The organism is Clostridium sp., assembly GCF_016650095.1.
Taxonomy (GTDB): domain Bacteria; phylum Bacillota; class Clostridia; order Clostridiales; family Clostridiaceae; genus Clostridium_AD.
Map to the genome: position 1 here is coordinate 1 of NZ_JAENWL010000053.1, position 14,030 is coordinate 14,030.

Consider the following 14,030-nt stretch of genomic DNA (forward strand, 5'->3'; position numbering starts at 1 on the left):
ATTCATCACCTTCCCCTAACCCGCCTTTAAAAGAAGGTTTTATAATTTACTCGCAAATAAAAAGACAAACTATTTGAAATAGCCTGTCCAAGTTAAAAATTATTTAATTCTTCTTGCAGTAAGGTAATCACTTCTTGTCAATGCTGATACTTTAATAACATCACCAGTACTAGGTGCGTGAATATATGAATTATTGCCTACATACATTCCCACATGATGAGGATTTGACTGTGAACCAAAGAAAATCAAATCTCCTGGTTGCAAATTATCCCTAGATACATAGGATCCGTCTTTTATCTGTGTATATGTAGTTCTAGTTATTGAAACTCCGAAATGAGCATATACATATTGCATAAAACCAGAACAATCAAAATATGTAGGCCCTGCAGCACCCCATACATATGGTGTTCCTAAAAAATTACTTGCATAAGCAACTATCGAATTAGAGCTAAGTGATGCTGCTCCTCTAGATGGAGTATACTTAGGTGCATTGTCTTGTATTTTTTGTATTTGCTGCATAGTTTCATTTACAATTGCTTGTGCATCAGTAATCTTACCAGAGTACACTTGTTTTTGCTTATTAGCTTCTGCAATCAATACCTGTTGTTCTTCTTTCTTTTCTTTAAGCTTGTCTATTTTATTTTCGTTATCAGTTTTTAACAGGGTTAGCTTAGTTTTTTCCGTTTCAAGCGCAACTTTTTGCTCTTCAATTTTACTCTTCTTATCTGTTAATTCTCCAATAAGTTTATTATCATATCCAACAATTTTTTTAATGTTCTCAACTCTTGAGAGAAGATCTTCTAATCCACGGGAATCCAATAAAACTTCTAAATAGCTATCCACACCATTCATATACATGGTTCGCATTCTCTTATTAAATAAGTCTTCTTCCTCTTTAATATTATCTTGTGCAACTTGTATATCTTTTGTTGTTTTTTCTATCTGCTCTTTAGTTTCACCTATTTTAACTTTTACTTTATCCAATTCTATATAAATTTTTTCTATATCCGAATCCATTTTTTCAATAGAAATTTCTATCCCATCAACCTTGTTTTGTGCTTGCTTATAAGCATTTTTCTGTTGCTCAAGCTGATTTTTTTGACTTTTAAGTGTATCTGATAATGGCTCTGCCATTACATGCATACTTATTGTAGTAACCATTCCTATTGTTAACATTAATGATATTATTCTTTTGCGCATCCCAATTCCCCCATATCAAAATAAATGTATTTTAAACATTTTTAAATAACAAATTTATTATAACACTATTTTACAACAAATCTCAATGGGAAACATAGTTTTAATTGTAACTTTTTTTATTTGTATGGATAAATATGTATTATTTTACATTATTTTGAAATAGATGACCTCAGTTATGGAAGTATGAAATGTCATTAAATATTCAATGAATGCTTGTATATTTCTGATTTAGGCATAACCCTATCCTTTGCAACTTTTTTCATTGCATCTTTTTTACTCAATCCTTCATCCATATATTTTTGTATATGTTCTTCTATAGTTAGTGAATCCCATTTAGCTCTTTCATCTTTAACTATAGCTTCCTCACTCTTACCTGCAATTACTAATACATATTCACCTCTCGGAGAGTTCTGTTTATAATATTCTATAGCTTCTTCTAAAGTCAGCCTAATTATTTCTTCATATAGTTTTGTAAGTTCTCTACACATTGATATTTTTCTATTTCCTAAATTTTCATATAAAAATTCTAAAGTGTTTAAAATTCTGTGAGGAGCCTCGTACAAAATTAAAGTCTCACTTCTATTTAGCAAATCATCAATAATAGGCTTTCTTTCCTTATTCTCCCTAGGCAGAAAACCCCTAAATATAAATTTGGTAGTATCAAGGCCTGAATATACAAGTGCCGTAGTAATGGCTGTGGCTCCAGGTAACACCTCGAATCCTATATTCTGCTCTATGCATTTTAAAACTATAACACTTCCAGGATCTGAAATTCCTGGCGAGCCAGCATCACTAATTATAGCTATATTCTTACCTTCTTTTACTTGATTAATTATATTTTCACTTCTCCCTTGTTCATTATGTTGATGATAACTTATAAGCGGTTTTTTTATATTAAAATGATTTAAGAGTTTTAAACTATGCCTTGTATCTTCTGCCGCTATTATATCTACACTTTGTAACACTTCTAATGCTCTAAGTGTAATATCCTTTAAATTGCCTATGGGGGTTGGAACTAAGTATAATTTCCCTGCCATTCTTCTCACCCTTTACTATAATATTTGAATTATTTACTCAAGCTTTAAAAATCAATAAAGTTACTTAATTATATTAGATTGTATTTGAATTATACATATCGATAATTTCCTTTGTGTACCCTCCATCTTCAGTATGAACATAAAGAGGTGTCTCCCATTTTAAAAAGGTTCCCCCATCTCTTTGCCCTTCAATGAGTACAATGTTAGGCGCCTTGTTAACACTAGGATGAACCATTCTTATACGTTTAGGCTCAATTCTATGCTTTCTCATAGTGCATAAAATATCAACCAATCTATCTGGTCTATGTACCATATACATCCTTCCACTATCCTTAAGTAAAATTCTACATGCAATAATTACATCTTCTAATGTACAGCAAATCTCATGTCTCGCTATAGCATTTTTATCATCTAAACTGATTAATCCCGAATTATGTAGTTTATATGGTGGATTAACTGTAACAATGTCTACTCTAGGAATACTTTTAATAAGTTCTACATCCTTTAAGTCTCCACTTATAAATTTAATTTTATGTTCTAAATTATTATATTTAGCGGAACGATTTGCCATATCAACAAATTCTGATTGAATCTCCACACCAATTAGATCACTTGCATATGTTTTACCTGCTAATATGAAAGGAATTATACCTGTACCAGTGCATAAATCAACAACCTTAGCATTTTTTCTTACTTTAGCAAAATTAGCAAGTAGTACTGCGTCCACACCAAATCTAAACGCATTCTTTTTTTGAATAACATGGATACCCTTTAGTTGAAGATCATCTAAAGTTTCATCATTTCTTAAAAACTCCATTCTGTATCTCCTTTCTATAAAATTTACGTTTATCATATGCATATTAATAAAAGAATGACATCCCAGGTTACTATTTTATAATTCCTTCTATCATCCCTAGAAAAATACTCACTGCCAAAAGATCTGCAGCCCCACCTGGGCTTAAATTTTTCCTAACAAAATATTCATTAATATTCTCCAATTTTTCCTTTGCCTGAAATTGCTTCATTCCCCCAGCCTCTAAAAATTCTCTTGAAATAGCCTTAACCCTTATTAAACTGTCTATCCCACCTCTAATAATTACATTTGTATCTTCACCCTCGGCCATAAGATTTATTATAATCTCTAAAAATAAATCATTCATTGAGAATTGCTTATCAATAGCCCAATTTCTAATTATCTGTAATGCGCCCTTTTGCACTGTTATAAAACCACTCTCTATTTCCCCTCGTATTCCTTTATATCCGTATTCTTTATATAATCTTTCTCCATGAGTTAATGTTTTTATACTAGAAATATTCTTAAAATCTCTTAGCGTCAAATCTTTTGTAACCTTCTTAACTTCCTCAAAAACTACTTCCATAGAATAGTTTTGAAATCCATATTTTTTATAAATGTTACCTATAACTGCTGATAGTATTCCTACTGAAAAAATAATACCTTTATGAGTATTTACACCATTTGTAGCCAAAAACATTGCCTTTTCACATTGAATACCATGTACTCTTATTTTACTTAAAAGTTCAGTATTATCAGAGTCATCAAAACATAATCCTTCTAAAGCACATTGAAAAAAGCCTCTATATAATACGGAACTACTTGCCATAAAGGTAAAAAAGTCCATATCCTTATGAGACCCTGAGTTATCTCTATCCACGAGGCCTGGTTTAGGGGTAGTACTTACCTCATAAAGTATAGCCCTTTGTGCGAGAGATGCAATATGATTTGCTAATTCCTCTTTGTTTTTCAAATATCTCACCTTAATCTTTCATTGCTAGAATAACAATCTTAATATAATCTTTTAAATATTTCTTATTTCATACATTGCTATGACCTCTTCAGTATATGTTATTACTTAAAGTTTAAACTAAAATGCAAAAAAAAGCGAGTATTATTACTACATGCTCTATTATCACAATAACTACTATAATCAGTACGAGTATAATTGGTGCCATCATAGCTTTATTATATTAATCTTAATTTTATTGTTTTAGGTACAAATTGAATATTCTTTCCGCTTCACTAATGTAATTAATTATAAGACTACTAATAATAAACATTGTTGAATATATATTAATTATATAATAATCGATTTTAATGAGGTTAAAATGCAATTAATATTATATCCTTTTAAAAATATAGTTTTCAATAAAAATTCAGTGTTATTAGATGCATCTTTCCTGCTCAGCTTAATATATGATGATGATGTTAAGCATAGTGATTGTCTATCATGTTTAAAACAACTTTCTGAGGGGAGTTGTGATTTCTACACTACCAGTATCATATCTGCCGAAGTTTTAAATAAAATACTTTATAAATTATTCATTAGTGACATTCAATGTAAAATAACCAACAATAGTCCCTACAACTCAAATGACAACATTAGATCCATAACAAATAGCTTTAGCCGCCATGATACAAAAATATTAAAGGAAAAGAAAAAAGACAGACTTATTCACATTCCATATAAAAGATATTTTGATAATATTTCTAAGAATTCTATGAAAAGAAACTTACTTAATATCTATTACAGTAAGTCCGTAGAAATAATTTCAGAGCTAGAAAAAATCATTAATATAAAATACCTAAACATTTCCGAAGAATGTGTATCTCTAGTTAAAAGTTTTATGTGTGAAAATTTATTATCTGTGAATGATGCTTTTCATCTAGCTACTGCCCAGAATAATAATATAGATTTTTTACTTACTTTGGATGGTGATTTTATTTTTGCGGAAAGTAGTCAAATAAAAATACTTAAAATTTAATTCTTTTCCTCTAAGGTAGTAAAATCAACTTGATAACTTGTTTTCGGACATTTATAGCATAAAAAAGAAGTGAAATTTTGACTATCTCAAAACTCACTTCTTTCTTATAGCTATTATTTAGGAATACTAAGGAGTGCTCCCTCTTTGATAGCATTCTCATCTATAATTTTATTTGTTTCTTTCAACATGTCTATAGCTTGTTTTACACCATATGAAGGCATATTGCTTTTAGCAATTGATGTCAATGTATCTTGTTTTTGAACAGTGTATTCATTCATCTTTGCTTCTGAAATTACAGCCTTTGAAGTTTCGTTTACTTTTTCATAAGGAATGACTATCTTTTGACCTTCTGAAATCTTAAAAGATTCATCTATACTATTTCTATTTTTAATAAATTCGACGATTTTACTCTGTTCATGACTAGGCATATATGCTTTTACTATACTATACACTGTATCATTCTTTTTAACAGTATATATCCCAACACTAGTTTTATCATTTATAAAAGCTGTATCCATTTCATTAGTGCTTTCCACTTGATTATCCTCAACTTCGTTTGGCACCTCACTTGGATTTAGGTTATTTTCTTCATTCCCATTTGTTAATGCCTCATTATTGTCTATAGGTATTGAATTTCCACTTTGCACTATACTAGCATCTGGTAATTTCACATTAGAAGCACTTTCTCGTCCTCCGATAAATCTTACAGCTAAAAATACTCCTAAGATTACTACAGCTATAGTAGATATGCTAATTATTCCTTTTTTCATTGTCATATTTAAAACCCCTTTCATATTTATTAAACAATATTTTATATTTAAATTATTGACATAATATAGAAATTTATACATGTAATAATTTTATATATATTGAAATAATCCAAATTTAATTTTTACAAAAGCTATTTACATTTTGTGGGTTTTACAACATAAGCAAAATAGGCTGTTAACCTATAAATATAAGTTAACAGCCTTTATATATTAATTTGTTTCAGTTGCTTATTTACTACTTTCTTTCTATTTGATTCTTGACTTCTTCACTTGTCATTCCAGTTGCATTGATAATTGAAGTTTTTGATATAGTATCCTCTACTCCCATAATATTTTGATTTTCACCTGTAACAATAACTGCATCATACCTATTTAAAAAATTACCTGCATTTTTTTTTCTATTATCAAATTCTTTAACTGTATATCCTTCTTCACATAAGTAATCCTTAACTTCCTTTAAGCCCTTTTGTACTGCTATTTTTTTCATATTTTACGCCTCCCTTTAAAATTATTATCTCCAAATTAAAAAAGTGTATTCAAATAAAGTCATTCGAGCTTTACTTTTAACCAAAACAGATAAAAAACCAGAGAAAGCTCTATAATGTATCTTATAGCTTTCCCTGGTTTTATTTTATATAACTGTATACCCGGCTTCTTCGATTGACTCAATTAAATTATCCAATGAGACAAAATAATCATCATATATTATTTCTACTTCTTTACTTTCACTATTTAATTGGCAAGCAATTACTCCTTGATTATTTGATATTGCTGAATTTACATTACTAATATCATCTGAAGTACTCATATTACATACTTTAATAACTGACTTCATCTTTACCCCCCCTAGTTATCTTTAAGTAATTCTTTTACTATATATGAATCTTCTCCATTTCCAGCTAACTCTAATTTAATATCCTCCACCTTTACAGCATCTTCATAACTTCCAGCAATTAATGTTAAATCTTCGATTTTGACCTCTACTATCTCTTCATCACTACCATTAAGTTTTATCTTTATTTTTACAGCTTCTTTTACAACACTATTCCCGATAACATCCGCTCTTCCATAAGGCGTATCTACTACTGATCCTAAAGTGGGTAAAGTTCTTCTTATTCGCTCGTAAGTATCCTGCTCATAGTTTAAGCAACACATAAGTCTCCCGCAAATACCTGAAATTTTTGTAGGATTTAATGATAAATTTTGTTCTTTGGCCATTTTTATAGACACTGGTGCAAATTCTCCTAAAAAAGTTGAACAACACATGGGCCTACCACATGGTCCAAGCCCACCTATCATTTTTGCCTCATCCCTAACTCCTATTTGTCTAAGTTCTATTCTGGTTCTAAATACCGCCGCTAAATCCTTTACAAGTTCCCTAAAATCCACTCTTCCATCAGCGGTAAAGTAAAATATAACTTTATTATTATCAAAAGTATACTCCACATCTATGAGTTTCATATCAAGATCATGTTTATGTATCTTTTCTAAACATACTTCATACGCTTCTTTTTCTTTTCTTTTATTTTCTGTATCTTTTTCTGCATCTACCTCTGTAGCCCTTCTTATAACACATTTAAGAGGAGATACTATATCATCTTCTCTTATTTCCTTTATACCAATGACACATTCTCCAAATTCAATCCCCCTTACCGTTTCAACAATAACCATATTGCCCTTTTCAATTTCTATATTGTTTGGACTAAAATAATATATTTTACCAGCTTTTTTAAATCTCACTCCTATTACTGTAACCATTTTAAACCTCCTGCATTTTAAGTAGCATTACTTCAAACGCTAACCCTGGGTTAACATTCCTATCTAAATTTTCTCTAGTATCATTTATTATATTTATAATACCATTTAATTTGTTAAATGAAAATATATTAGCTAATTCTTTTATACTTAATAACTTATCAATGTTAATAATTAATTTTTTTTCTTCAATTTCTTTATATATTATAGTATCCCTAATATATGAAAGAAATGCAGTTAATATTTCTTCAAAACTTTCTTTTTGATTAGATAACTTTTTTTCATATTTAATTAATTCTTCAGTTCTAACGCTACCAAGCTTAAGCAATATTTCCAAGGTAATATCACGAATTTCCTTGAAATTATTATCACTAAGAAATTTTTCAGCCTTTCCTGGTATTCCATCACTGAAAGCAACAATAACTTTGATCTCATCTATTGGTAAATCAGAATAGTTTATTTTTAAAAACTCTTCCATCTCATCTACATTTAAGTTCTTTAGTTTATGTATTTGACATCTTGATTTTATTGTATCCAATATGACTTCTAGATTTTCACATAATAAAAATATAGTAACATTTTTAGGTGGTTCCTCAATTGTTTTTAAAAAAGCATTTTGAGCTTGCACTGTCATTTTATCCGCGTGGTAAATAATAATAACTTTTTTATCCCCTTCATAGGGTTTTTTGTTAATTTCTTCAATCAAAGTTCTTATAGAATTAACACCAATTGTGCTTTTATTTTTTTCCATTCTCCATTCCACTAAATCAACATATTGCCTATCCAGATTCTTTCCTAAAATCTTAAATCCTATATTCCTAGCTAGTTCGCTCTTGCCTATTCCATTTTCTCCAACTAACAGATGAGCATGTGATAACTTATCTAATTTTATAGCTTTACTTATTTGATTCTTTATACTATTATGGCCTATTATGCTCTCAAAACTCATTTTAGTCCTCCATACAGAGAAGCAAGTATAGGTTTATATACTTGCTTCTAATTAGTTATACCTTTATATACTTATCTACGTCAACTACAAATACATTTGCTCCGCCTACGTCCACTTCAATAGGAAATGGCATGTATACTCCAGTCGATCCCGCCACAGGTGAAGGTGAGGATATTATTTGCTTTCTTTCTTTACATACCGCTTCAATAATAGTTAAAACTTCATCTACCTTTTCCTTCTCTACACCTATTAGTAATGTTGTATTTCCTGATTTTAAGAATCCACCCGTAGTAGCTAGTTTTGTAACCCTAAAACCCTTATCTGTTATTTCCTCAATTAAATCATTTGCATCATCATCTTGTACTATTGCAATAACTAACTTCATTTAATCCCATCCTCCTTATAATCTTATTTTTTTAATCACTTTTATTATATCTTTATGTATTTCATTAGCATTTCTATTTCCATCTATTACTTCTATTTTACCATATATTTTACAAATGTCTAAGTAACCTTCAAAAACTTTTTTATGAAATTCATTTCCACTGTTTTCTAAACGATCTAAAGTTCCTTGCATTTTCTTTCTCTTTAATCCTTCTTCATAAGGAATGGTAATCATAAATGTTAAATCTGCCTCGAGTCCATCAAGCGCTGCTTCGTTAATACTCTTTATTCGATCCATTCCCAGTCCGCGCCCAATTCCTTGATACACCATTGAAGAATAAACAAAACGATCACATATAACCATCTTACCCGCCCTTAATGCAGGCTTTATAACCTCAGAAACTAGTTGTGCACGAGACGCGGCGTAGAGTAACGCTTCACATATATAACTCATACCAGAATTAGCATTGTCGAGTATTATGTCCCTTACTTTTTCACTGATTTCTGTACCTCCTGGTTCTCTTGTTCTTACTACTTCATACCCTAATTCTTTTAAATGCTTTTCTAATAACTCTATTTGAGTAGTTTTCCCTGAACCATCTGGGCCTTCTAATGCTATTAGCATCCCTCTTTCCATGTAATCCCCTCCACCTTTTGTACATATAAAAATACAAATAATATTATTATATTTCTACCGTTGCTACTTTTCCCTCATTAATTCCAAGCACTGTTACATTGCTACACAAGTAATATTCTATGATAGCTATTGTATTCTCATCTAACCTTTCTCCAGGCATTATAATAGGTATTCCTGGCGGATATGGAACTATTGCTACTGCACTTATCCTACCACCTGAATTACTTAGTTCTACCATAGTTTTTTCTCTATCCATTACTTCATATGGACACATAATTGGCATTGGAATATCACAATCCACAAGCCCCACATATTGCTCCTTTAAAGTGTTCATATCACAGTTTTTCAGAGCCACGTATAACTTCTCAAAATCTTGCTCCTTATTAAAGGGAGTGAATATTAAAACTACATTTCTACTATCACTCATCTCAGCTTGAATTTTGTTTACTCTTAAATATTGTAATAACTTATGTCCACTGTAACCTTTAGGTACATTTATTATATACCTAGTTAAATCCATAGTATAATTATTATCATCCTTAGTACAATTTGCTGATAACTCCCTTAAATCTTCCTTACCCAAAATATAAACTTTACCCAGATCATTAATTTTGGCTTTATTAAACTCACATATTTTAATTAACTCTTCATAGTCATTTTGCCCATGCTCTTGGATATAAAATCTTGCATAATCCATTGAACACAAAAACATGTATGATGGACTTGTACTCAAAAAAGCACTTACATAGAAATCTACTTTTCTAATATCAACACCTGTTCCTACATGCAAAAAAGCAGTTTGGGTTAGGCTTGGTAACGTTTTATGGGCACTCATAACTACCATATTCGCTCCAAGCTTTATAGGATTTTCAGGTAATAATTTAGAAGCACCAAAATGTGCACCATGAGCAGCATCTACTAATACCTTCATATCATAATTTCTAGCTATTTCAATAACATAAGGTAAATCAAAACATATACCATAATAATTTGGATAAGTAACAATAATACCTTTAGCGTCTTTGTTTTCATTTATTAAACATAAAAGATGCTCCTTATCTAAGGGAAAAGGAGCATCATATTTAGAATGAATCTTATTTTTAATGTATACTGGTTTTAATTTCCTCATAATAATAGCATTTGATATCGAACGATGACAATTTCTTTCTACAATAATCTTATCACCTTCATCAAAAGCTGAAAAAATCATAGCTAAATTTCCACTAGTACTACCGTTTACTAGAAAATAGGATTTAATACTTCCGTAGTATTCACTCAATAACTGTTGAGATTCTTTTATTATTCCTTCTGCATAATGAAGATTATCAAGTCCATCAACCTCAGTAATATCTCCTTTTATAAGATTTTCATAAAGCTCTTTGCCTTGCACCGTTTCTAAAAAGCCGAGTCCCCCCTTATGCCCCGGTGTACAAAAGGAAATATTTTTTTCTTTTATATATTTTAACACTCCATCTACAAGTGGTAATCCTGACAATCTTTAGTCACTCCTCTTGGTATAAACTGCACCAAAGTCTTTCTAATACAGTTCTTATAATATTCATAAAAATCAGTATCGGCCTTTGCTTCTATAATTCTTCCTTCGCAATTATTACAAATGCCTCTACCATTTATTATTATACCACCATTTAGAGGCTTTCTACATATAATACATTTTTCTTTTTTCATAATTTCCCCCTTAAAGCTGCTCACTTAATTCGTTACCATGATGTCATTAAATCATCATCTGCGAAGCGCTACAATATTGTCAGCTTCAGAATCTGATTTACCTCCTTGGTAGACCTCAGGAGAGATAACAATTATATAAGTTATAAACTTATATTCTCAAATGTTGTTAAAACTACCTAAAGTATAGTCTCTTATATTATATTTTATTCAACTAAGTGCCATTTCTTATTTTGTCCACATAATAATTCAAAATATATTTATCTACATTTTAAGCCATAACTTGCTATATAAAATTATTATTTGACTTTTAAAAATTTCATTTGCAAACATCAATATATTTCTATTTCTTAGGTTATACTAAATATATTAATAATGATGCAAATTTCGAGAGGAGAATAGTCTATGAAACAAGAAATTATAAGTTATATTAGTAGCATAAAAGAAGATATATATAATTTATCAAATTACCTTTATACTAATCCAGAAACAAGTTATAAAGAATATAAAGGTTGTTCTTATATAGTAAATATGTTAAAATCTCATGATTTTGAAATACAAGAAAACTATTGTAACATTCCTACTTCTTTTTACGCTCAATATGGAAATGGTCATCCTAAGATATGTTATATATGCAAATACACATCTACAGACACTGTAGCTCATATTTTCGGCAATAACGTGAATGCTAGCATTTCTATTGCTGCAGCACTCGGTTTATCAAAAGTAATATCTAAAAGTGGTGGTTGTGTAATTGTACTAGGATGCCCAGGTGAGTATGCAAATGGAGCAGAATTGACCCTCACAAAAGAAAAATGTTTGGAAGATCTAGATGTTATCATTGCCCCTCACTGTGATATAAGCAGTGCTGAAAGTGGAACCTCCATGGCTACAATTCCAATTAAATTTGAATATCTTCAAAATATTGATAATAAGAATAAAATGATTAGCAATTTTTCATCTTTAGATGGTTATTTGTTTATACTTAATACAGTGAGTCAATTGTTGAAAGGTTTAAATAACGATTTTTCTATCGATACTGTTTCAATAAAAAATGCCTCTTCTTACACCAATTCACATTGCAAATCAGAGGCTAAATTTTATTTGAGGTCTACTAAATTAACTGAAGCTAAAATAATAGAAAAAACTATTGTAGATTTGGTTCAGTCAATGCCTCAAATAATGAATATCCCTAGAGAATTTAACCTATTTGAATTACCTTCTGAAGAACTTTTGACTAATAAATCACTATCAAGAATATTTACACATAACTTAAAAGAATGCGGCATTATAGACATTGCTCCTTCTAAAAATGCTTTATATGGTTTAGGTATAGGGTCTATAAGTCATATTACTCCATGCATATATCCATCCATTGCTATTACAGAAAATCCCTTGATAAGTTGCCCATCAACTTTGTTTGCACTAGAAACTCAAACAGACTTCTGTAAAGGTAATATGATAAAAGCCGCAGAAGCTCTGGCCATAACAGGTCTAGACATTATTGAAAAACAAGATTTATTAAAAGAAATTAGACTTGAATTAAATTAGTTCAACAACAAAATCTTATTACTACTTTCACATAAAAAAGAAGTATAATCTTAATTCGATTATACTTCTTTTTCATATATCTATATGCTTATTGTTTTAAATATTGGTTTCTCTTTTGCTAACTTAATTTTATTCATAAGACCATCACTCGGTTCAAAATAAAACTTTTTGAATTTATCTCCTACTTTATATACACAGCAAAGCTTACTTCCAGTAAATGTAGAGCAAATATACTTTTTACTGCTACTAATATGGATCTGTGCATTGCAATTATTATATTTACCAATAAACTCTATATTCTTTAATTTAATATCTTCTAATATTGTAACCTCTTCGCCTCTTATTTTATGAATAATGAACTGATCTGCCACAATTGAATACTTATACTTAACCTTACATTTTGAAAACTCAACATAACAAAGAGCAATCATTAGTATACTAAAAAACATAGTTACAAATTTTTTCATATTTATACTACCAATACTTATCTTAGGTAATAAGTCTGATAGGCATATAAATGCAATAAGCGTAATAAACAAGATTACCATAGCTGGAAACTTTTTTCTTTGAACCATCTCTTTATACATGAAATCCTAGACCCCCTAAAATAATTTAAAATGTTAGCATTAATAGTTTTGTGCAACATATGTGATTATACTAGGATTTCATATATTAATCTACTTGTACTAAGTTCCTTATAGCATGTCTACACATAGTATATTCGTTTATATACTGTCCATAGTAATCTATATGCATCAACATATGTATTTCTCCGTTTATCTCTACATTCCTAACTTTTTGAAAAAAGTTTTTCATATTTAACTTGTTTATAAATGCTATAAACATAAATCGACCATAGCTAAAATAAACGAAATTTATAATTTAGCATAACGAATAAATCTAGTAGGTAAAAATTGAAATAAATTTCCTCCTTCTTACATATATCTAGCTTTCAAAAACTTGTACATGCTCTAATTCATATTTATTTATTAATTTTTCAGTCATCGGTTCACTATAAATACTGGACGTAAAAAAGCACTTCGTAATATATACAAAGTGCTTGGAGGCGCCACCCGGATTTGAACCGGGGAATAAAGGTTTTGCAGACCTTGACCTTACCGCTTGGCTATAGCGCCATAAACTTGGTGGCTAGACCAGGAATCGAACCAGGGACACGAGGATTTTCAGTCCTCTGCTCTACCGACTGAGCTATCCAGCCACATTACCTAGCGACGACCTACTCTCCCACAAAGTTACCCCTGCAGTACCATTGGCGCATTGAA

Annotated in this window: 16 protein-coding genes and 2 tRNA genes; 2 read left to right on the forward strand and 16 right to left on the reverse strand. The window is 30.1% G+C overall.

From position 1 onward, the window contains the following. Positions 1-99: 99 nt before the first annotated feature. From JJE11_RS05185 to citG, 4 genes are all read right to left on the reverse strand, one after another. Positions 100-1,200, reverse strand: coding sequence for a C40 family peptidase (locus JJE11_RS05185; protein ID WP_291633315.1), 1,101 nt, complete (start codon positions 1,198-1,200; stop codon positions 100-102). A 194-nt stretch (positions 1,201-1,394) separates the two neighbouring features. Next, the gene (gene rsmI / locus JJE11_RS05190; protein WP_291633316.1) at positions 1,395-2,237 is read right to left on the reverse strand and encodes a 16S rRNA (cytidine(1402)-2'-O)-methyltransferase; all 843 of its coding nucleotides are present in this window, start codon (positions 2,235-2,237) and stop codon (positions 1,395-1,397) included. Positions 2,238-2,310: 73 nt separating this feature from the next. Then, positions 2,311-3,054 (reverse strand): tRNA1(Val) (adenine(37)-N6)-methyltransferase, encoded by a 744-nt coding sequence (locus JJE11_RS05195; protein ID WP_291633318.1) that lies wholly within the window; start codon positions 3,052-3,054, stop codon positions 2,311-2,313. Positions 3,055-3,124: 70 nt separating this feature from the next. Beyond that, on the reverse strand, positions 3,125-4,003 hold the full coding sequence (citG, locus tag JJE11_RS05200; RefSeq protein ID WP_291633320.1) for a triphosphoribosyl-dephospho-CoA synthase CitG: 879 nt from the start codon (positions 4,001-4,003) through the stop codon (positions 3,125-3,127). Between the two features lie 358 nt (positions 4,004-4,361). On the opposite strand from citG, the gene JJE11_RS05205 reads away from it, so the two are divergent. After that, complete coding sequence (locus JJE11_RS05205; protein ID WP_291633322.1) at positions 4,362-5,018, forward strand: PIN domain-containing protein; 657 nt, start codon at positions 4,362-4,364, stop codon at positions 5,016-5,018. A 113-nt stretch (positions 5,019-5,131) separates the two neighbouring features. On the opposite strand, the gene JJE11_RS05210 is transcribed toward JJE11_RS05205, so the two are convergent. The 9 genes from JJE11_RS05210 to JJE11_RS05250 form a co-directional block, all read right to left on the reverse strand. Then, positions 5,132-5,794, reverse strand: a complete 663-nt coding sequence (locus JJE11_RS05210; protein ID WP_291633323.1) for a LysM domain-containing protein — start codon at positions 5,792-5,794, stop codon at positions 5,132-5,134. 229 nt (positions 5,795-6,023) lie between these two features. Further along, on the reverse strand, positions 6,024-6,275 hold the full coding sequence (locus JJE11_RS05215; protein ID WP_291633325.1) for a YkuS family protein: 252 nt from the start codon (positions 6,273-6,275) through the stop codon (positions 6,024-6,026). A 144-nt stretch (positions 6,276-6,419) separates the two neighbouring features. Next, positions 6,420-6,623 (reverse strand): heavy-metal-associated domain-containing protein, encoded by a 204-nt coding sequence (locus JJE11_RS05220; RefSeq protein ID WP_291633327.1) that lies wholly within the window; start codon positions 6,621-6,623, stop codon positions 6,420-6,422. Between the two features lie 11 nt (positions 6,624-6,634). Further along, positions 6,635-7,546: a stage 0 sporulation family protein gene (locus JJE11_RS05225; protein WP_291633329.1), complete on the reverse strand. Its 912-nt coding sequence runs from the start codon at positions 7,544-7,546 to the stop codon at positions 6,635-6,637. Position 7,547: 1 nt separating this feature from the next. Continuing rightward, positions 7,548-8,492: a DNA polymerase III subunit delta' gene (locus tag JJE11_RS05230; RefSeq protein ID WP_291633331.1), complete on the reverse strand. Its 945-nt coding sequence runs from the start codon at positions 8,490-8,492 to the stop codon at positions 7,548-7,550. Between the two features lie 55 nt (positions 8,493-8,547). Beyond that, positions 8,548-8,877 carry a cyclic-di-AMP receptor gene (locus JJE11_RS05235; RefSeq protein ID WP_291633333.1) on the reverse strand — a complete coding sequence of 110 codons (330 nt, stop codon included), beginning with the start codon at positions 8,875-8,877 and terminating at the stop codon, positions 8,548-8,550. Positions 8,878-8,892: 15 nt separating this feature from the next. Continuing rightward, on the reverse strand, positions 8,893-9,513 hold the full coding sequence (gene tmk, locus JJE11_RS05240; RefSeq protein ID WP_291633335.1) for a dTMP kinase: 621 nt from the start codon (positions 9,511-9,513) through the stop codon (positions 8,893-8,895). Between the two features lie 46 nt (positions 9,514-9,559). Then, on the reverse strand, positions 9,560-11,008 hold the full coding sequence (locus tag JJE11_RS05245) for an aminotransferase class I/II-fold pyridoxal phosphate-dependent enzyme (protein ID WP_291633337.1): 1,449 nt from the start codon (positions 11,006-11,008) through the stop codon (positions 9,560-9,562). Then, complete coding sequence (locus JJE11_RS05250) at positions 10,987-11,199, reverse strand: sigma factor G inhibitor Gin (protein ID WP_291633340.1); 213 nt, start codon at positions 11,197-11,199, stop codon at positions 10,987-10,989. Before JJE11_RS05250 ends, JJE11_RS05245 begins: the two co-directional genes overlap by 22 nt. 402 nt (positions 11,200-11,601) lie before the next feature. On the opposite strand from JJE11_RS05250, the gene JJE11_RS05255 reads away from it, so the two are divergent. Next, the gene (locus JJE11_RS05255; protein ID WP_291633342.1) at positions 11,602-12,747 is read left to right on the forward strand and encodes a M20 family peptidase; all 1,146 of its coding nucleotides are present in this window, start codon (positions 11,602-11,604) and stop codon (positions 12,745-12,747) included. 80 nt (positions 12,748-12,827) lie between these two features. Here the strand turns inward: JJE11_RS05255 and JJE11_RS05260 are convergent, their stop codons facing one another. From JJE11_RS05260 to JJE11_RS05270, 3 genes are all read right to left on the reverse strand, one after another. Next, positions 12,828-13,334 (reverse strand): hypothetical protein, encoded by a 507-nt coding sequence (locus tag JJE11_RS05260; RefSeq protein WP_291633344.1) that lies wholly within the window; start codon positions 13,332-13,334, stop codon positions 12,828-12,830. A gap of 474 nt (positions 13,335-13,808) precedes the next feature. Then, positions 13,809-13,883, reverse strand: a tRNA-Cys gene (locus JJE11_RS05265). 7 nt (positions 13,884-13,890) lie between these two features. Beyond that, a tRNA-Phe gene (locus JJE11_RS05270) sits at positions 13,891-13,966 on the reverse strand. Positions 13,967-14,030 lie beyond the last annotated feature (64 nt).